Origin of the sequence: Nocardia sp. NPDC019395 (genome assembly GCF_040632335.1) — a bacterium.
In the GTDB taxonomy this organism is placed as follows: Bacteria; Actinomycetota; Actinomycetes; order Mycobacteriales; family Mycobacteriaceae; genus Nocardia.
This window is the reverse complement of sequence record NZ_JBEYBT010000008.1, coordinates 180,049-199,701: the sequence shown is the minus strand read 5'-3', so window position 1 is coordinate 199,701 and position 19,653 is coordinate 180,049. Positions and strand designations below refer to the sequence as shown.

General features: G+C 67.7%; 15 protein-coding genes. 12 read left to right on the top strand and 3 right to left on the bottom strand.

The window, feature by feature from the left end:
- Positions 1 to 24: 24 nt before the first annotated feature.
- The 3 genes from ABZ827_RS20185 to ABZ827_RS20175 are packed head-to-tail and all read left to right on the top strand — an operon-like array spanning position 25 to position 3,172.
- On the top strand, positions 25 to 1,152 hold the full coding sequence (locus ABZ827_RS20185; protein WP_357238639.1) for an MCE family protein: 1,128 nt from the start codon (positions 25 to 27) through the stop codon (positions 1,150 to 1,152).
- Positions 1,149 to 2,330 (top strand): MCE family protein, encoded by a 1,182-nt coding sequence (locus tag ABZ827_RS20180; RefSeq protein WP_357238637.1) that lies wholly within the window; start codon positions 1,149 to 1,151, stop codon positions 2,328 to 2,330. Before ABZ827_RS20185 ends, ABZ827_RS20180 begins: the two co-directional genes overlap by 4 nt.
- A 14-nt stretch (positions 2,331 to 2,344) precedes the next feature.
- Positions 2,345 to 3,172, top strand: a complete 828-nt coding sequence (locus ABZ827_RS20175; RefSeq protein ID WP_357238635.1) for a hypothetical protein — start codon at positions 2,345 to 2,347, stop codon at positions 3,170 to 3,172.
- A gap of 25 nt (positions 3,173 to 3,197) precedes the next feature.
- Here ABZ827_RS20175 and ABZ827_RS20170 read toward each other — a convergent pair whose 3' ends face one another.
- Positions 3,198 to 4,496 carry a TetR/AcrR family transcriptional regulator gene (locus ABZ827_RS20170; RefSeq protein WP_357238633.1) on the bottom strand — a complete coding sequence of 433 codons (1,299 nt, stop codon included), beginning with the start codon at positions 4,494 to 4,496 and terminating at the stop codon, positions 3,198 to 3,200.
- 218 nt (positions 4,497 to 4,714) lie between these two features.
- On the opposite strand from ABZ827_RS20170, the gene ABZ827_RS20165 reads away from it, so the two are divergent.
- From ABZ827_RS20165 to ABZ827_RS20135, 7 genes are all read left to right on the top strand, one after another.
- The gene (locus ABZ827_RS20165; RefSeq protein WP_357238631.1) at positions 4,715 to 5,140 is read left to right on the top strand and encodes a YbaB/EbfC family nucleoid-associated protein; all 426 of its coding nucleotides are present in this window, start codon (positions 4,715 to 4,717) and stop codon (positions 5,138 to 5,140) included.
- A 28-nt stretch (positions 5,141 to 5,168) separates the two neighbouring features.
- Positions 5,169 to 6,821, top strand: coding sequence for a hypothetical protein (locus ABZ827_RS20160; RefSeq protein ID WP_357238630.1), 1,653 nt, complete (start codon positions 5,169 to 5,171; stop codon positions 6,819 to 6,821).
- Complete coding sequence (locus ABZ827_RS20155) at positions 6,818 to 12,217, top strand: MFS transporter (protein WP_357238628.1); 5,400 nt, start codon at positions 6,818 to 6,820, stop codon at positions 12,215 to 12,217. Before ABZ827_RS20160 ends, ABZ827_RS20155 begins: the two co-directional genes overlap by 4 nt.
- Before the next feature lie 164 nt (positions 12,218 to 12,381).
- Entirely contained in the window at positions 12,382 to 13,569 is a 1,188-nt protein-coding gene (locus tag ABZ827_RS20150) for a Rieske 2Fe-2S domain-containing protein (RefSeq protein ID WP_357238626.1), read from the top strand.
- A gap of 65 nt (positions 13,570 to 13,634) precedes the next feature.
- A complete protein-coding gene (locus tag ABZ827_RS20145; protein ID WP_357238624.1) occupies positions 13,635 to 14,813 on the top strand; it encodes an acyl-CoA dehydrogenase family protein in 1,179 nt (392 codons plus the stop codon).
- Positions 14,814 to 14,849: 36 nt separating this feature from the next.
- Entirely contained in the window at positions 14,850 to 15,755 is a 906-nt protein-coding gene (gene bphC / locus ABZ827_RS20140; RefSeq protein WP_357238622.1) for a biphenyl-2,3-diol 1,2-dioxygenase, read from the top strand.
- 184 nt (positions 15,756 to 15,939) lie between these two features.
- Positions 15,940 to 16,782 carry an IclR family transcriptional regulator gene (locus ABZ827_RS20135; protein WP_357238620.1) on the top strand — a complete coding sequence of 281 codons (843 nt, stop codon included), beginning with the start codon at positions 15,940 to 15,942 and terminating at the stop codon, positions 16,780 to 16,782.
- Between the two features lie 111 nt (positions 16,783 to 16,893).
- On the opposite strand, the gene ABZ827_RS20130 is transcribed toward ABZ827_RS20135, so the two are convergent.
- Positions 16,894 to 17,850, bottom strand: a complete 957-nt coding sequence (locus ABZ827_RS20130; RefSeq protein WP_357238618.1) for an alpha/beta hydrolase — start codon at positions 17,848 to 17,850, stop codon at positions 16,894 to 16,896.
- A gap of 149 nt (positions 17,851 to 17,999) precedes the next feature.
- On the opposite strand from ABZ827_RS20130, the gene ABZ827_RS20125 reads away from it, so the two are divergent.
- Positions 18,000 to 18,347 carry a hypothetical protein gene (locus ABZ827_RS20125; RefSeq protein ID WP_357238616.1) on the top strand — a complete coding sequence of 116 codons (348 nt, stop codon included), beginning with the start codon at positions 18,000 to 18,002 and terminating at the stop codon, positions 18,345 to 18,347.
- On the top strand, positions 18,340 to 19,002 hold the full coding sequence (locus ABZ827_RS20120; RefSeq protein ID WP_357238614.1) for a Dabb family protein: 663 nt from the start codon (positions 18,340 to 18,342) through the stop codon (positions 19,000 to 19,002). Before ABZ827_RS20125 ends, ABZ827_RS20120 begins: the two co-directional genes overlap by 8 nt.
- Here the strand turns inward: ABZ827_RS20120 and ABZ827_RS20115 are convergent.
- Positions 18,974 to 19,591, bottom strand: coding sequence for a PadR family transcriptional regulator (locus ABZ827_RS20115; protein WP_357238719.1), 618 nt, complete (start codon positions 19,589 to 19,591; stop codon positions 18,974 to 18,976). The genes ABZ827_RS20120 and ABZ827_RS20115 overlap by 29 nt on opposite strands.
- Between the last annotated feature and the right edge of the window lie 62 nt (positions 19,592 to 19,653).

Below are 19,653 nucleotides of genomic sequence, written 5' to 3'. Positions count from 1 at the left end.
GGTTGGGCGTTGAGGAACTTTGGTATGTCGCTGCGGGAGCGGGGTGGGCGGCGACTGGCCGTTGTGGTGGCGGTGGTGGTACTCGCGGTGTCGGGGTGTGGGGCGATCACTGTGCAGGATGTGCCGATGCCCGAGCCGGGGATCGGGGGGCCGGGGTATACCGTGCGGGTTCGTTTCGAGGATGCGCTCAATCTGCCTGACCGTGCGCACGTGAAAATCGGTGGTACGGATATCGGGGTGGTGACCGATATATCTGCCACCGATTTCGTGGCCGATGTGAATCTGCTTATCCGCGAGGATATCCGGTTGCCTCGCGGGACCACCGCCGAATTGCGGCAGGGCACGCCGCTCGGCGATATGTTCATCGCTATGACCCTCCCCCGGGAGGATCCGAATGCGGTGATGCTCGGTGAGGGCGATGTCATCGATACCGACCACACCGGTGCGGGCGCCTCGGTGGAGGAGCTCATGGTGTCGGTATCGCTGTTGCTCAACGGGGGCGGGTTGAATCAGGCGGCGCGGATAACGGCGGAAATGGATTCGATGTTCGCCGGGCGCGCACCGCAATTGGCGCATCTGATCAGCGAGATGACCCAGGTGCTCGGTGCGTTGAACGCGCGGACGGCCGATATCGACAGTGTGCTGCACGGGGTGAATACGCTCACCGGTGAACTGGCGGCTCGTAAACAGGAATTGGGGCAGGCGGCGGACGCGTTTCCCGATCTGCTCTCCCTGGTGGCGGAGAACAACCGGGATATCACCGGCCTGATCCAGAAGATCTCGGTGACCATGTCCGCGCTGGGTGATTTCACTGATACGACCAGTCCGCAATTCATCAGCCTGTTCGACAGTATCCGCCGGCTCATGGGCGGTTTTACGGCGATGGGCGATAACTTGCGGCAGACCCTCGACGGCTTGCATGCCCTGTATCCCTCGCTGGAACAGTCGTTCGAGGGGCCGACGCTGGCGGTCGCGGCACGGGTTTCCTACCTGAGCATCGGTGCGCTGACCGACCCCAGCCGGAGCCGGCTGCCCGACGGAACCGATGTGCCGGCGTTCATCGGCAGTCTCGCGCAGGTATTACAGAAGATCCAGGGCCGGTTGACCAGTCCGCCACAGCCCGTCCCGGCACCGCAGGGAGGACCGCGATGAATATTCCCCTGTGGAACTGGCTGGTCCGGCATCGGATCGGCGTCGCGAATATCGGGCTCGTGATGGTGTTGATCGTGGGCTGCGGCTATCTGGGCGCGGAAGTGCTGCGGATCAATCTGCTACCCGACAGCACCTACCGGGTGACTGTGGAACTGACCGGATCCGGCGGACTGCTCGCCGATAACGATGTGAACTTCCGCGGGACCCGGGTGGGACGGGTCGCCGATGTCCGGGTGTCCGATACCGGTATCGAGGCGGTCGCCGAAATCGATTCGGGGGTAAAGATTCCGGTCGGCGGCACGGTGGTGGTCGGACGGCTGTCCGCGGTGGGTGAGCAATACCTGGATTTCCGCCCGGACGCGGATACGGGCCCATATCTGGGCGACGGTGACCGGGTCGATGCCGGACGTACCCGGATCCCGGTCACGGTGCAATCGCTGCTGTCGAATATGAGCGCCATGATCAGTGGCCTCAATCCGGATCGGCTCACGGTGATCGTCGACGAACTGGACAAGGCGCTGGCCGGGGGGCCGGGCCGGCTGCGCAATATGGTCTCCGGGATCAGCCGGGCGATGGCCGGATTGGAAGATCTGTTACCGCAGACCCGGCAACTCATCGAGAACCTGACCGTTATCGCCGAGACCACGCAGTACGCCCAGCCCGACCTCGGTACCCTCACCAGCTCGGGGAGCGCGTTGTTCCAGCAGCTGACCGCGGCAGACGAAGAAGTTCGTCAACTATTGGATCTGGCACCGGGGCAACTGGCCACGCTCGGCGGGTTCGTTTCCGAGACCCAGGACCCGATCACCGATCTGGTCACCAATTTCGTGGCCATCACCCGTGCGGCGAAACTGCGCCAACCCGCGATAGCGGCGCTGTTCCCGGCGCTGAGGTCCAGTACCGCGGCGCTGAACGTGCCGGTGCACGACGGGATGTTCCACACCCTGGTGGATATCTGGCCGCGGCCCACCTGCGAATACGACACCATTCCGCTGGTTCCGACCGAACCGGTGACCGACACCCGGGTGCGCTTGTACAACTACTGCGTCACGGACGACCCGGCGCTGCAGGTGCGTGGTTCGGCCAACGCACCCCGGCCGAATGTGCCCGACAATACTGCCGGACCGCCGCCCGGAGTCAGCGGTAACGAACTGTCCCGCCCCGTTCCGGGTCGTTAGGAGAAGAAGCGAGAATGACCGACAAGGCAGCCGAGACCGGTTCGGGCGATACCGAAGACACCGCGAAACAAGTGGCCGGCGGGACAGCTCCCGACGCCGCGGAGGCGACCAACGGCGAAATATCACGGGATACCGCGGAATCGGCTGAATCCGGCCCTGAAACGGATTCGGCGGTGGCCGAGGAAGCCGCACAGGACGAAAAGCCCGGTTCGGCGGAGCCTGGAGCGGATTCGGCCGAGCGGCCCCGATCGGACTCGGGTAGCCCCGAGGCCGTCCTGCTCGAGAAGAGTATCGATGGACCCGGTACCGGAGCGGATGGGTCGCGGTCGGGCAGTCGGCGCCCTCGTGTGTTACTCACGGCTCTCGCGGTGGCGGTGGTCGCGTTGATCGGGGCCGTCGGTGTCGCGGGGTATCTGTTCGTGCAGGAGCGGGACAAGGCCGAAATGCTGGCCGCGCACGACGAGGTCCGGCAGGCGGCCTGCCGGTACGCGCCCGTTCTGGCCAATTACGACGCGAAGAATCTGGACCCCTATTTCTCGGCGGTTCTGGCCGGAGCCACCGGCGACTGGAAGAAGGAATTCGAGACCACCACCACCGAACTGCGTGAGGCGCTCGCGGCCGGCCAGGTCGTCTCGACCGCCGGCGATATCCAGTGCGCGGTGAAATCCGCCGATACGACCTCGGCGGAGGTGGTGGTGGTGATCGGGCAGACCATCAGCAGCCTGGGTACCCAGGGAAAGCCCGCGCCGGGGCAGCTGGCCATGGTGATGCGGATGCAGAAGACCGACGGGCGCTGGCTGGTCGATCAGATGACCTCGCCGATGGCCACACCTATGCCGTGAACCGGTACGGCCGCCGCCGCGGGGTTCAGTTACCGGCGGGGTGGCCGTACAAGACGGTCTGCATGAGCAGCGTCACCCGCTGCCGGGACGCGATCGGGACCGTGCCGAAGGACCGACCCAGGTCGACGACCAGGGCGAACGCGGAATGGACCAGGAACCGGGCCTGCGGACCGGATAGTTCGGGCCGGACCTGGCGCACCAGCCGCGCCCATTCGTCCACGCTGAGCCGCTGCACATTGCGCAGCGCCGCGCGTTCCTCCGGGGGGACGTGCTGGAACTCGGTGTAGTACACGAAGGTCAGTTCCCGTTCGGCGAAGGAACCGGCGACATACTGTTCGACCAGCGAATCCAGTGCCTCACGCGGACCGCCGGCGGCCGCGACCGCCGGGCCGATGGCGCTGGACACCCGTTCGGCCGCGCGACGGAAGGCGGCGGTCAGCAGATCACTTTTCCCGCGATAGAAGCGGTACACCGCGGAGGCCGCTGAGAGTCCCGCCGCGGTGGCGATATCCTCCACGCTCACATTGGGGTAACCGCGGGCATGGAACAGTTCCACACCCTTGCGGAGCAGTAGTTCGTGTTTGAACGATTCCGGTATCTCCACCTGCGGTGTGGGCTCGATATCTCCCGGGGCCGGAAGGGCGGTGTCGGCGAGGGCGAAACAAGTCGAAACCAGGAGGGTGACAAGGGCTTTCGTGGGCAGCGCCGCATGGTGGTCGGCGATGCTGGTGATAACGGACAGCAGCGAGATCGCGAGGACCTTGCGATCGGAATTGCTCAGGTCCGGGCTGTACGCGGCGAGCCGGCCCTCCAGTGCGTCCAGCACAACCGTCTGCTGTTCGGCGCGGATTTCCCGGTCCGCCGGCTCCAGGTAACGGCCCTCCCAGCGCACCAGAGTGACACTGGCCCGATTGGCGACGGTGACCGCACTCAGCGATTCGAGCACCTGCTGGAACTGCTGCCGAGGAGGTAGCCCGGCGGCCTCGTCCGGCAGTCGCACCGATTCCGCCATCGCCTGGCCCACGCGCAGCGATTCCTCCTGGAACAACGCGTACTTACTGGGGTAATGCCGGTACAGCGCGGCCGAGCTGATGCCGAGCCCGCCGGCGATATCCTCCATGCTCACGCTGTGGTAGCCGAGCGAACCGAACGCGTTGGCCGCCGCTGCCGCGATCTGGGCCCGCCGGTTCTTGGGCCGGCGCCGGACGGGCCGGGACACCGCGGCGTTCTCGTTCTTCCCGGCGGCGTCGTTACCCGGCTCATCGCGCCCGTTCGCGCGCACCGGCGGCGCGGACGACCGGACCCGGCGATTGTCGACGCTCATCCCGTAATCCTAACGTCGGCTAACCAGCGACAACGCCGCGCACCCCGCTCAGCGGTCGATTCGGGCCGCGAGTGGACAACCGCGGCTCTGTTGCCGGAGGTGCGGCAGCGAACGCGTTCGGTCGCCGTCGGCTGCGAGGTCCTCATCCATGGGGAGGGCTTAATGTGTTCACGAAATGTTTTCCCCTGGTCAGGATTACGGTCGTAACGGCGGAGGCGGTGTTCGATGTGGACGACTGGGAGCGGGCGGGGCTGCGTTCGGCCAATTACGGAATGCGCAACCAACTCGATTCGATGCTGGACATCCTGAGTGAGCAACAACAACGGATGACCGAGATCCGTGCCGATCTCGCCGAGGCGCGGTTCGGGGCCAGCTCCGCGGACGGCGCGGTCGAGCTCACCGTCGATTCCACCGGAATGCTGCTGGACCTGCAGTTCGCTTCCGCGGCGCAGGGACGATCCCTCGACCAGTTGCGGCTCCGCGTCCTGGAGGCCTACGCCGCGGCGGTACACGACGCCCGGGAACAGGCCGACGCGCTCATCGGTCCGCTCGCCGAAGCCGCCGGGATATCCCCTGACCTGCCCGATCTGCTGCCCGGCGCTTCGCCGCTACGCGACCGGGCAGATGCGGAAACGGGACTCTGAGCCCAGGCAACCACAATACGCAACGGCTATGACCGACTCTCTGTACTTCGACTCCACACAAGCGATGGCGTTGGTGGCCGAGCTCGACGCCCTCGCCGAAAGTACTCGGCAGGATCTCGCGGAGTTGCGTGGCGTGCTCCAGGCGGAGGGCGCCTGCTGGGGTGACGACGAACCCGGCCGGATGATCGGCGAAGTCTATGAGCCGGAAGCTGAACGCGGGTTGGCCGGTTACCGGAACCTGGCTGACAACATCGCGGGACTCGGTCGTGGAATAACCGGTGCCGCAGCAGCTTTCGAGGATGCGGATCGTTCGGGCGGTCGTGTGATCACGGCGCGGACGCCCGGGGTTGCCGAACACTACGCACCTCCCGGACAGCCGGTGTCCCACGGAGCGGGCTCGGAGCCGGCCGCGGTGATCCCGGCGCAAGGTGATCGGTCGGGCGGAATCCGGCAGCCCGTTTCCGCCGGCCGGCCGGCGGACGGCAGCATGGCCCGCCGCCCCGGGACCTGGTCCGACCGGGAACCAGGAACACCCGCACTCCCCGATTCCGCTCCATCGACGTCCGGGCCGTCAGCCGAGCCCGGGCCGACACCGGGCGATCCGACCGGCGATACGGCGAACCCGGCTCACGGCACGGTGCCGGGTTCCGGCCCGCCCGGTGGTCCGCAGATGCCGATGCAACAGGCCGTTACGCCCGTGCAGAACTCCGGACGACCCTCGGCGCCCAGTGCGCCCAGTGCGCCCAGTGCGCCCAGTGCGCCCAGTGCCGGGGGTGCCGGTGGTGCCGCCGCGGCCCGTCCCGAGGCCGGTGCCCCACGCGAGGCCGGCGCCCCACGCGGGCCGGCCGGGGCACAATCGCCGCCGTGGGCACGTATCGCCGACCGGCCACCGGCCGGTGGCACCCCGTGGGCGCCGCCGGCCGTGGGAGCGCAACCGCCGTCGCGTACCGATCGCCCGCCGCGGCCGGGCTCCGGCCTGTCGCCGCGGCGACGAGACCGGGAAGAAGGTGCGAAGAAGCGTGTCACCGGGGTTGCCGGAGAGATCGATACGGCCGCTGTGGCGGCCGTGCGAGCGCTCGCGGCTCGGCACGGTTTGATCGCCGGCGGTTTCGAGAGGTACCCGGCCGCACCGGAAACCGTGCGGCAGCTGGTAGCAGCCGTCGACGATATTCTGGGTAGACACTCCTTCCTCCAGCTCACGGGTATCGAGATCACCGAGCTGGGCGCCGGCTCGGTGACCCGGCCCGCCTGGGAACGGATCGGTGCGGACGCGCCCGCCGCGGCCTGGATCCTGCTGGACAGCGGCGCCGTGGCCGAGCCGGTGGAACCCTCGGCCGGTGTCCACGGCGGTTTCTACGCGATGGTGGTCGCCGACCTGGGCCGGATCGTCGCGACCACGGCCGGGCCCGGGCTCGCCCGGCGTGCACAGCGGGCTCTCATCGACGAATACCGGCGGATCACCGGGCCCTGGGGCGCCGAGGTCACATTGGCGGCGGTGGTGGCCGGTTATCGGGGCTGGCGAGATCAACTGGGCGGGGCCGGTGAGCCCTTCGCTCCGGAGGACGCGCTGGTGCGTGCCTTCACCGAGGTCGAGGTGCACGGCGATACCGCGTGCGGTCCGGCCCGGGTGTTGCACCGGCTGCTGGTGGAGAGCGCGGAACAGCGTTCGCGAGATCGATGAGCTCCTACGACACCTCGGTGTTTCCGCTGTGGTTGCAGCATATGGTGCTCGGCCCGATGCCGAACGGAGCTCCGGAGGCGATCCGGCGCTGCGCGGATGCCTGGGCGGATTCGGCGCGCCGGCTCGAACGTACGCTGACGCGACTGGAGGAATTGCGGCACAAGGCGGCCGCCGGCCATTTCGAGGGGGCGGGCGGCACCGGTATCCGGGCTCAGCTGGACCAGCAGATCACTGATGTGCGCTCTCAGATCGAGTTCCATCGCCAGGTCGCGAAGGTGCTCTACGAAGCTGCCAACCAGATCGAGCTCGCGCAATACCTCGTTTACGGAACGGCCGTGGCCCTGCTCATCCAGCTGGCGGTGGATGTGGCCATGGCCAATGCGCCCAAGGCCGTCTACGACCGTATGCAGGCCAAGATCGCGATGCAGTTGAGCGTGCGTGAACTGATCCAGAACCTCTGGCAGTTGCTGCGCATGTTCGCGGTCGGGCAGTCGCGGCTGTCGGTCGCGGCGCGCAGTACGGTCCTCGGGGCCGCGATGAACGGTGTGGTGCATATAGGTGCCCAGTACAAACAGGTCGCCGACGGCAATAAAAAGGACGTCGACTGGCGGGCGGCCGGGATCGCGACGGCCGCGGGTGCGGCAGGTGGGCTGGCGGGTGCCGAAGCCGCGCGGGTGGTCGGTGGGCAGGTGGGCGCCCGAGTCGGGCAGGCGGTTGCTCCCGCAGTCATCCGGGGCGCTGCTCCCGCGGCGGTGCAATCCGGGGTGACCGCACAGGTCGCGCGTGTGGTCGTCACGGGCGCGGCGGCGGGTATCCCCGCCGGACTCGCGGGCGGCCTGCTGGCCTGGCAGCTCAGTGGTGGCCCGCTGCGCGAAAGCGATCTGGCCACCATGGTGATGACCGGGTTCGGCGGTGGCCTGGTCGGTGCCGCGGGTGGATCGTTGCGGATGATCAGGTCGATGCGGACCGGTACTTCCGGTATCACCGGCGTGGAACCGGTCCGGCGTATATCGGCTCCTCGGGCCGATCGGCCGCTGTCCGGGCGTGGTGTGCCGGCGGGTGAACGGCAACTGGTCAGCGCCCGGACCGAACCGGCAGCCGGAACCGGTCGCGACGTCGGCGGCCCCGATGGTGGTGGCCGTTGGCGTCGGCCCGAGGTCGGAGAGTTGCAGAGAATGGCCGACGCCGAGCATCTGCGTCTCCTGCGCGGTGGCTCCGAAGCGCCCGGCTCGGCCTCGGCCGGTGGCAGCGGACCGGTGCCGGGGCGGCCGCATCCGGACGGATCGCCGTCGCGGGTGATCGGCCATGACGGTTTGTCACGACCGGTCCACGGCGGGGAGCAAACCTCCGCTCGGGCTGTCACTGCGGACGCTGCCGCGGCCCCGGGGCGGTCCAACAGCATTGCAGGACCGGAACGCGTTGCCGGGGAAATGAATACGCCGCGCGCCGACAGCGCAAATCCATGGCTTCGGGGTGCGGTGGGTGACCCGCCCGCCGGCGGCGTCGGGACTCCCCACGAGTCCGTGCCCACCCACCAGGACGGACAATCGGTGACGGCCGGAAACGGGGAAAGTCCCACGGCGACCGGGTTGTCCGGAAGCGAGCCCGGCCGGGCCCCGGCCGGTGACCACCATGGAATCCCGGATACCGCCGCAACGACATCCCCCGGCACCGATTCCGCACCGGTGCAATCCAGCGGCGAAACCCCGCCCGCACAGGGCGAAGTCCCGCCCGCACATACGGGTTCATCCGGCGAACCCCCCGCTGGCCAGGATCCGTTGTTCCAGTCCTCGATCGATATGGGCGACGGCCTGCGAAATTGTGTGCCGGAGGTCGTCGGCGAGATGGCGGTACGCAATCCGGGCGCCGGAATCGATGCGGCGCGGCTGGGCCAGGCGGGTATGGAGGGTTATTCCAGCCGGGACTACTCCGCCGCGATGAACGGGCGTTGGCATCGCGGCGGCTTCGCCTCGCCCGAGGCTCTGCTGGCCTATTTGAACCGCAACGGTGGCAGTGTCGCCGGGGCCGTGCAGTTCCGGGACGCCGGCGCGCACGCCTTCATGGGGAACAAGAGCGCCGGCGAACCGTTATGGGTCCAGGAACGAGTCGGCAACCTTGTCCGCCGGATCAACGAGGACGGGGTGTGGCAGTGGACGGTGGACAGCGACGGCAACCCCGGCAGTAAGCAGTTCCGTGCCGATCCTGCTGCATTGGGACAGTGGTTACGTGAGATGTCGCAGTACTCGGAGGGGACCTTCGCCATCGTCTACGACGCCCAGGGGCGTGCTGAACTGCCGCTGACCGGACCGGCGCCGGAGCCGGCCGCGGGTGATGCCCCGCAACGCGAGATCGGCTATCGGACGCTGGACGGTGCGGTACTCGACCGGCCGGCCGGGCCGGCGCCGCCGGATGCCACCGAACGCGCCGCATTCGAAGCCGAGTTCTATCGGGACCTGGGTCGTTTCGGGATCGATTTCGACGGGACCGCAACGCCGGTGCGGCCGGCCACCGAGCAGACTCCGATCCGTAGCGGACGAGGGCTCACGCCCACCGGTGACCGAAGTGCCGATGCCGGTGGGGTGGGAACAGCTGCCGCCAATCCGGCAAACGGGGAGGTCGCGGATCCGATATCGGTCAACCGGGAACCGGAAGCCCCCGTACTCTCCTCGGACACATACGGGGTCCCTCACGCCGCGGAGCGCACCCCCGGTCCGGCCGCGTCCGTTCCGGCGCCCCCGGTCGCGCGGGCCGATGCGACGGAGGCGCCCACCGAAGGGAGCGAATTCGTCCTGCCGCGGCCCGATATCGCACCGGATACGGTGCCCGGGCGTATTCCCGACCCTGCCCGCGACGGCACCCTCGATCCCTCCGGCACCACGGAGGATTACCGGACTCCGCCGGGCGATCGGGTAGTTCTTCCCGGCGCCGCGGACGAGTCCACCGGCAACGCTGTCCCCCCGGTGCCACGGTTGCCCGCCGACCCGCCGCGGGAGCTGCCCGCGGTAGCGCCGGTCCGGAATCCGTTGCCTCCCGGGGTATCGGATGAATACGAGCAGACGGGTCCCGAGGCACCGCCGGCCGATCCGCTTCCCGCACCCCGGCTCTCCGAGACACCGATTCCGCACCTGCCGGCGACCCCGCCCTCCCCGGAGCCGGACGGCTCGATGCCATCGCGCGACGGCACTCCGCCGGAACCTCCCGGAGCGCCGCAGAACCCCATGGCACCAAAAGTTTTCGATCCCGACAGCCTCGACTATCTACCCGAACACGACCTACCCGATCCGGGACCTCCACCTGCCCGTGAACTTGCGGTGCGCGCGGAGCCGCCGCCGATTCCCGGTATGCGAGCGCCGGAGGCAACGTCGAACCCGGACCGGCAGCACCCCGCCCGAGCATCGGACGTGCACGAACCGGATACGCGGACCGACGAATCGACGGTGACCCACTCCGGCGATCCCGCGGCGCCGCGCGCGGCCGCGGTCGAGGACCGGGACCAGCCGAGTACGCCGTGGGCCGATCGATCCCGCGATATCGCGGCGGATCCGGACACGGTTACCGAGCAACCGGAAGCCCGACCGCGGGCGAAGACATGGATTCCTCTCCGCTACGAGGACGCGCCCGCCGGCGCCATGGCCCCCCATTCCGAGGACGCGCAGCGTGCGGCGCTGGATATGCCCGTAACGCCGGCCGACCGCCGCATGACGGCCGAATTGCCCGGTTACCCGGTGTCCCGGGGGGTTCCCCGTGGCGCCGTGGTATCCCACCACGACGACGAAGATCCGGCCGCGACTTCGGGGAAGCCGCTACCGGAACCGGACGCCGAGACAGACGGCCGCCGGGAGGCCGTGCCCGAGAGCGAGGAAACCGCACCGCCGGTTTCCGAGGACGAGATCGTGATTGTCGTGGTTCCCGCCGAGACCACGGACGTCTCGGTGAGCGGGTTGTTGCGCAACAATCGGGTCTACCGGGCCATCTTCGTGTCCAACCTGATCACCAGGGCAGGGGACGGGATGATGGAGTCCGCACTGCCGTTCATAGTGCTGACCACCAGCGGTTCGGTCACGCTGGCCGGCTGGGCGGCGGTGGCCCTCAAACTTCCCGGGCTCTTTTTCAAGATTCCGGCCGCGTATGCGGCCGACTTCTTCGATCCGCGCCGGACGATCAAGATCGGGCAAAGGATCGGGTTGGGGGCCACGCTCATCGGAGCCGTCCTGGCCGGAATCGGCGGCACCGGTGCGGGTATAGGACTGATCATTGTGGCGGGCGTCGAAGGGGTCGCCTCCACCTTCTACGTCGCCGCGACGGAGCGGTTCGCGATGAAGGAAGGGATCAGAGCCGACCAGCGGGCCGCATCGCATCGGCTGATCGAATCGGAGAAATATATCGCCGAACTCGGTAGGCCTTTGGGGCTGGCCATGGCGGGCGTTTCCTTTGTGTTGCCGTACCTGGCGAATGCGGCGTCGTTTGTGCTGAACCTGGAGGTATGGCGCCGATGGGGGGACAAGGTCGAGATGACGCCGCGGAAACAGGATGAAAAGTTGCGCGGCCGCCTCGCCGACCTGTTACGCGGCTTTCCGATCCTGTGGCGTGACCCATTGATGCGTTGGCGGACTGCGACCGTGATGGTCACCAACGCCGCGTTCCAGATGTTCAACATGCGGAACCTTGTCGTGCTCACCGAAAACGGATACGGAGAGCTGGGAATAGGCATGGTCTTGGGGGGTACGGCTCTGGGTGGAATTGTGGGGGGCCTGCAGATATCCAGTCGGTTGGTGCACGCCCCGCTCCGTCGATCTCTTCCGTACAGCTTGGTGGCCTCTACCGGTGTCGCGGTTGCCATGGCCGCGAGCGGCGACCCCTTCCTACTGGCGGCGGGAACCTTCGGGGTTTCTGTTATCGGGGTCGCGACGAACATAAGCTTCCGGGATTACGTGGGCCAGACTGTGCCCGATGAGATCAACCAACGGGTCCTCGGCACCCAGGGCACGGTGACCATGGCGATCGCAACATTCAGCGGCGCGATCAGTGCATCCATCATCACCGCCACTGATGTCGCGACCGCCGGCTGGGTGAGTGCGGGCGCGGTCGGTCTCGTGGCCGCGGGAACAATCGCCCGCCAGGTGGCTCACTCGGTCAAGCGTGGTCTCCGTCGGATTTTCCGGAGGAACCGGGCCGAATCGGACGCCGAGCTTGCCGAGCCGGACCCGGAGACGATCGCTGTGGATCCCGCAGAGTCGTCTCCGGGCGAGGCACGGCAGGAGTCGGATGAGGCCCGGCTCCCCGACAACGATTCGCAGCAGCCGTCCGCTCCGGACGCCCCGCCGCGCCCGTCGCCGTGGAGCCGGGAAACCGGCGATACGGGGTCCGATCGGGGACGCCCCCCGGAAAGCGAGTGAGCCGGATCCGCCCGGGCACCGAGCGTGACAGCGGCGGACCGGCCGCGGAGTCGAGCATCGGCCTTCGACAGTCCACCGAAACGTGTCCACTGATCGGGAACAGACCCCTGGTCACCCCCGCTTCCGCGCCACTATCGGGCACAGTCACACAACTCCGTTGGAACATGGAGGTTCCGATGCCGGCTCATGCATCGAACGGGCAAACCCAGCAAGGTACGGACGAATACCGGCAGATCGAAGCCGCCGCGGCCCCGGCCCGGTTCGCGCGCGGCTGGCACTGCCTCGGCCTGGCGAAGTCCTTCCGGGACGGCCGACCGCACGAAGTGAAGGCCTTCGGCACCACGCTGGTGGTGTTCGAGTCCGAAACCGATCGCACACTCAATGTGCTCGACGGGTACTGCCGTCACCTGGGCGGCAACCTGGCCATGGGGACGGTCAAGGGCGATTCCATCGCCTGCCCGTTCCACGACTGGCGCTGGGGCGGTAACGGTAAATGCACCGGTATCCCGTACGCGCGTCGCGTACCGCCGCTGGCCCGGACCCGGGCCTGGCCGACGCTGGAGCGTAACGGTCAGCTTTTCGTCTGGAACGATCCGCAGGGCAGTAAACCCACCGACGAGGTGACCATTCCGCAGATCGAGGGCTACGGCTCCGCGGAGTGGACCGACTGGACGTGGAATTCCCTGCTGGTCGAGGGATCGCACTGCCGCGAGATCGTGGACAACGTGGTCGATATGGCCCACTTCTTCTACGTCCACTATTCCTTCCCGCGCTATTTCAAGAATGTTTTCGAAGGTCATACGGCGACCCAGTACATGCGGTCCACCCCGCGCGGCGATATCAATGTCGGGAGCAATTACGACGATCCGAATTCCACTCTCCGTTCGGACGCCTCGTATTTCGGCCCCTCCTACATGATCGATTGGCTGTGGAGCGAGGCACAGGGCATGACAATCGAAACCGTGCTGATCAACTGCCACTATCCGGTCACGGCGAATTCGTTCGTCCTGCAGTACGGCGCGATGGTGAAGAAACCGCAGGGGATGTCCGACGCGGACGCCGACGCGATGGCCGCGCAGTTCGCCCGCGGTGTCGAGGTGGGTTTCGAACAGGACGTCGAGATCTGGAAGAACAAGGCGCCCATCGACAATCCGCTGCTCTCCGAGGAGGACGGGCCGGTCTACCAGCTACGCCGCTGGTACCAGCAGTTCTACGTCGACGTCGAGGACATCACGGACGATATGACGAAACGGTTCGAGTTCGAGATCGATACCGAACGCGCTGTCACCAGTTGGGAAGCCGAAGTCGCCGACAATATCGCCCGCGGCGCGGTCCTCGACACCACTGCCTGAACACCCGAACCCCATTTCTCCTCGCGCCGGATCACCGCGTGCGCACCTCACGAAGGACCTCAACGATGACCAGAGTGCTCGATAATCTCGCGGCGATCGCCGACCAACTGCGGGAACAGGGCCCGGAGGCCGAACGTCTCGGCCGGCTACCGGATTCGACCGCGGAACTGCTGAAAAACGCGGGGCCCATCCGGCTGCTGCAGCCGAAGAAGTACGGCGGGTACGCCGCGCATCCGCGTGAATTCGCCGAATCGGTGATGGCCGCGGCCGCGCTGGACCCGGCGACGGGATGGATCTGCGGGATCGTCGGTGTCCATCCCTGGCAGCTCGCCTTCGCCGATCCGAAGGTGCAGGAGGAGGTCTGGGGTGGCGACCACGACACCTGGATGGCCTCGCCGTACGCGCCGACCGGTATCGCCCGGCCGGTGGACGGCGGCTATATCTTCAACGGCCGCTGGCAGTTCAGCTCCGGTACCGACCATTGCGACTGGATCTTCCTCGGCGCCATGCTCGGCGACGCGCAGGGCGGTATCGCCGACCCGCCCGCGATGCTGCATATGATCCTGCCGCGCGCCGACTACGAGATCGTCGAGGATTCGTGGAATGTCGTGGGGTTGAAGGGGACCGGATCCAAGGACATCATCGTCCGGGACGCTTTCGTTCCCGGCTACCGGGTGATGAACGGCGATCAGGTGATCGACGGCACCGCGCAGCGCGAATCGGGGGTCACCGAGACGCTGTACAAGATGCCGTGGTCGACCATGTTCCCGCTGGGTATCACCGCCGCGGTGATCGGGATCGCCGAGGGCGCGCTCGCCGCGCACCTGGACTACCAGCGTGATCGGGTGGGCGCGCAGGGCACGGCGGTCAGGGACGATCCGTATGTGCTGTTCGCGATCAGCGAGGCCGCCGCGGATATCAATGCCGCGCGCCAGGAACTGCTGGCCAATGTCGACCGGATCTGGGACATCGTCGACTCCGGCGGCGAGGCGGATTTCGCCGAACGGGCGGCCGTGCGGCGTACCCAGGTGCGGGCGGCCTGGCGGGCGGTGATGGCCGTGGACCAGATCTTCGCTCGTTCGGGCGGTAACGCCTTGCGGATGGACAAACCCCTGCAGCGGTTCTGGCGGGACGCCCATGCGGGCCTCAACCACGCAATCCACGTTCCGAGCACGGTGTATCACGCTTCGGCGCTGAGCTCGATGGGATTCGATCCGGCCGAGCAACTGCGCTCGATGATCTGACGTACTGCGACCAGAAACGACGAAGGACGCTGAGAAGTGACTGATATCAAGAGCCTCGGCTATGTGCAGATCCAAACGACCGATATAGCGCGGTGGCGGCAGTTCGCCTTCGGCGTACTCGGTTTCGCCGAGGGATCGGGACCGGACGAGGACTCGCTCTACCTGCGGATGGACGAGCGGGCCGGGCGGATCGTGGTATCTCCCGGAGATACGGACGAAGTGGTGCGGATCGGCTGGGAGGTCCGCGACCGCGCGGCGCTGCGGCGGGTGCGGGAGGCGGTTTCGAAGGCCGGGATCACGGTGGAATCGCTATCGCAGGACGAAGCCGACGCCCGCCGGGTGGAGGAGGCGATCACCTTCACCGACCCGGCCGGTGCCACGCTGGAGGTGTTCCACGGACCGGTGCTCGACCACAGCCCGGTGGTGACCCCGTTCGGCGCGCAATTCGTCACCGGCGCACAAGGTCTGGGGCATGTGGTGCTCCCGGCGATGGACCTGAACGGTGCGTTCGATTTCTACACCGAGGTGCTGGGTTTCCTGCCGCGCGGCGCGTTCCGGGTGCCGGCGCCACCGGAGTTCGGGCCGCTGCGGATCCGCTTCCTGGGAGTGAACGAGCGGCATCACAGCCTGGCGCTGTGCCCCGCGCCGCACGGCGGCGCGCCCGGCCTCATCCACATCATGGTGGAGGTCGATTCGCTGGACGCGGTGGGCCGGACGCTGGACCGGGTGGTCGCGGACGGCTTCTCGGTGTCCTCGACGCTGGGCCGGCATACCAACGACAAGATGGTGTCGTTCTACGTGCGCGCGCCCGGCGGCTGGGATATCGAATTCGGCACCGAAGGCATGAGGGTCGACGAAAAGTACTACACGGCGGAGGAGATCACCGCGGACAGCTACTGGGGCCACGACTGGTCCGGTAGCGAACCCCTGGCAGCCATGTAACAGCGTTCCTCGGGACAAACGGCCCCCTGGGTCGAGCCTTGTGCTCGGTCCAGGGGGCCGTTCGTGATTTTCGGCCAATGTTCGCGATTCATGTGACACCAGCCACAGGCTGATGGTACGAATAGGAATATACCTATTCGGCATATTCGATTGGGCATCGTCTCGTAGACCCAATGGAGGGCTTATGACTATTCAGGCCGACGTCGCCACCCCGAGCGCTGTGCTCGATCGCGTCTCACTGGTCCTCGACGCATTCGAAGGGCCCGGGCGGCTCACGCTCGCCCAGATCGTCCGGCGCACCGGACTACCCCGTTCCTCGGCGCACCGCATCCTGGAGCGATTGGTGCAGCTGCGCTGGCTGCGCCGCGACGGCCGCGACTACGAATTGGGCCTGCGACTCATGGAACTCGGCTCGCTGGCGGTCCATCAGGACCGGCTGCACCGCGCCGCCGTACCCTTCCTGCACGAGCTGCACCGCACCACGGGATTCGTGGTGCACCTGGCCGTCCTCGACGGCACCGATGTGGTGTACCTGGACAAGGTCGGCGGGCGGCTGGCGGGCGCTGTCCCGACCCGGGTCGGGGGACGCCAGCCCGCGCACTGCACGGCGGTGGGCAAAGCGCTGCTGGCCTACGCCGACGGCGAGCGTAGCGATATCTTCGGCGCCGGCCCGGCCCGGTCGAAAACGCGCTACTCGATCGCCACAGCGGCGCAGCTGCGGGCCGAGCTGGCGAAGGTCCACGCGCACGGTATCGCCTTCGAACGCGAGGAATCGCTCCAGGGATTCGGGTGTGTGGCGGCCCCGATCGGTGAGATCGGGCAGGCAGTGGCAGCGGTATCCATCTGCGGACCGGTCGACAAGATGACTTTCGATCACCGCCTGGCCGCGCCGGTCCGGATGACCGCGCTGGGGATCTGGCGCAATGTCGAGGACGGCCGGGTCCGGGTGCATCCCACCTTGCAGCAGGCCCGCCCGCTGGGAACGGTGCCCCGGCAGCGCCCGGCACCGGCCTTGCAGTACGTCTGAGATGACACGCGGAAGGACGCCCCGCTGATCCTGCTGTCAGGGCCGGCGGGGCGTTGTCGCCGAACTGGGGCATCGCCCGTATCGGCGCGGCACCAGTTGTCGCGGGCCGAGCTACCGCGGCGGAAGTACCGTGTGCACCATTTTCCAGATCTCCTGGCGTGCTGTCCGGGCGGCCGAGAGCGCCGGGATCGTCAGGAACCCGTGGAACAACCCGTTGTAGCGACGATGGCGCACCGGTACACCGGCCTTGGTGAGCAGCTGTGCATAGGTGTCGCCGGCCGAGCAGGGGGGATCGAGTTCGGCGGTGATCACCACCGCGGGCGGCAGTCCGGCCAGCGTGTGCGCGCGGGTCGGGATCACGCGGGGGTCGTCGGTGCCGTGTGGGGCGTATTGCTGCCAGTACCAGCGCATCGCTGCCGCGCTGTTGTAGTAGCCGCTGCCGAATCGGCGGTAGGACTCGGTATCGAAATCGTCGTCGATCACCGGGTACAGCAGGAGTTGCGCGGCGATCGCGGGACCGGCTTGATCGCGGGCGGCCAAGGCTACGGTGGCGGCGAGGTTACCGCCGGCGCTGTCCCCGGCGACCAGGAGAACCGAGGGGTCGCCGCCGTATTCGGCAGCGTGCTCGGCCGCCCAGACGAGTGCGGTGTACATATCGTCGTGCGCGGCGGGAGCCGGATGCTCCGGGGCGAGACGGTAATCCACCGCCACTACGACCGCGCCGATACCCTCGGCCATCGACCGGCAGAACTCGTCGTGACTGTCCAGATCGCAGAACACGAACCCGCCGCCGTGCGCGAAGACGATCACCGGAAGCGCGGACGCGTTGTGGCGCGGCCGGTAGATCCGGATCGGCAGTGCGCCGCCGGGACCGGCAATCGTCAGGTTGTGCACATCGCGCATAGCCGGTAGCCATTGCAGCGGTGCCCGGCGCGAGCGGATGATCGCGCGCAGTTCCGGGGCGGTCAGGGCGGTGACGTCGGGGAAACCCTCGTCGAGGGTGGCCAGCATCGAGGCCACCTCGGGAAGCAGTTCGGGCGCTGCGGCGCGTACGGCTGCTGATTCCATGTGCGGCCTCCTCGACCTCGTGGCCGGAAGCGCACCGGCCTATCCCTGCTCGGAACACCGTAGGTCTGTCGAAGAGCCGGTGGAGCTGCTTCTCCCGGAGAGTGGGCCGGTCCCGGTCGGACAGCGCGGCGCGGTCATACGGTGGGGCGATGGGTGCAGCGAAGGTCTACATCGTCGACCGGATCGAGACGATGCCCGGCCGCGCACGGGAATTCGTGGACCGCTACCTCGCCGAGTACGTGCCGGGGGCGGTCGGGCGCGGGATGACCTTGGCGCAGGTGCTGGTGGCGCCGCCGCTCTGGTTCGACGACCGGTCCAATACGGTCACCGTGACGTGGGAACTCGACGGGCCGGCCGCGTGGTGGGAGATGACCTGGAAAGGTCGACCCGATCCGGAACTCGGCCGATGGTGGGCCGGGGTGGAGCACCTGATCGCCCGCCGGACTCGGGAATCGGCGGCCGCCGCGGCCGATCTCGAGGTGCTAGCCGATGTATGAGGTCACCCGCCTGATCCATCTCGCCCCGGACACCGGTCCCGGTGTGCTCGATATCCTGCTGACCGCACTGCGTGCCGCCGTCGATGGGGCACATGCGCTGGTCGAACCCACTCTGCCCGGGGTGCGCAACGGTGGTGATGTCCTGCTTCGCCTGAGCTGCACCGACGCGGTATCGGGGCGCGCGGTCACCGACCGGGTCGCCGAGGTGTGTGGTCGAGGGGAGGTGCTGCGTGTCGACGGGGCCGACCACCGTCCCGGCGTGCGCGGGACGGCCGAGCAGCGGAGTTCCGGAACGGTGTTCCGTACCCTGCTGTTGCGCGCGAACCCGGCGACACCCGCGCACACACTGGCCGAATTCGAGGCTGATCTGCTGCGGATGCCCGGCTATATCCCCACTATTCGCGCTTGGCGGTTGAGCCGGGTCGATCGGGCCGTCGGTGCCACCGAATGGACGCATGTGTGGGAGCAGGAGTTCACCGACCTCGATGGTCTGGCGGGCGCCTACCTGGCGCATCCGGTGCACTGGGGTCTGGTGGACCGCTGGTTCGACCCGGAATGCCCGGAGTCGATCGTCCGCGATCGGATCTGCCACAGTTTCTGTGCCCGTACCCGGCCGGTACTCAGTGTCAGCGCCGCTCCGGGTCCGCTTCCTTGACCCGCTGCTCCACTTCACGCCAGCGGCCCGGGGTCGGATGCGGATAGTCGGTCCGATCGTCGCGTTCGGCGGCCACCAATGCCTTTTCGGCCGCGTCGATATCGTCGATCAGCTGCTGGGCGAGATCGCGTTCGGACGCGTAGTACCGCTCGGCCCACTGCAGAACGATCTGCGAATATGCCCAGCCGGGTTCGGATTTCGCTGCCGCGGCGTCCACGGCGGCGCTGTGTTCCAGCCGCTCCGCGTCGGCGATATGGTCGCGCAGGATCTCCTTGAGCCGCTCCGGCGAGCTCAGATGCCCGAACATGATCCGCAGCATCACATGATGTTTCAGCATCGGCGGGTCTACCGGCGTGCTGTTGCTCCAGGCGGTGACGGCGGCCCGCCCCGCCGGAGTGATCCGGTAGAGGCGGCGACCGCGCATGGCGTTATCGGCGTCTACGCGTGAATGCGCGAAACCGTGCCGCTCGAGCTTCTTCAGCTCCGAGTAGATCTGGCTGTAGGACGGACTCCAGTAGAAGTAGCGGATACTCCAGTCCGCCCACTTCTTCAGGTCGTACCCGGAGATCTCCTCCTCGTAGGAGAGCATGGCGAGCACCGCCCAGCTGGTCGGCGGCAGGTTGATCTGCGCCTGGTCGGATTCGCTCGTCG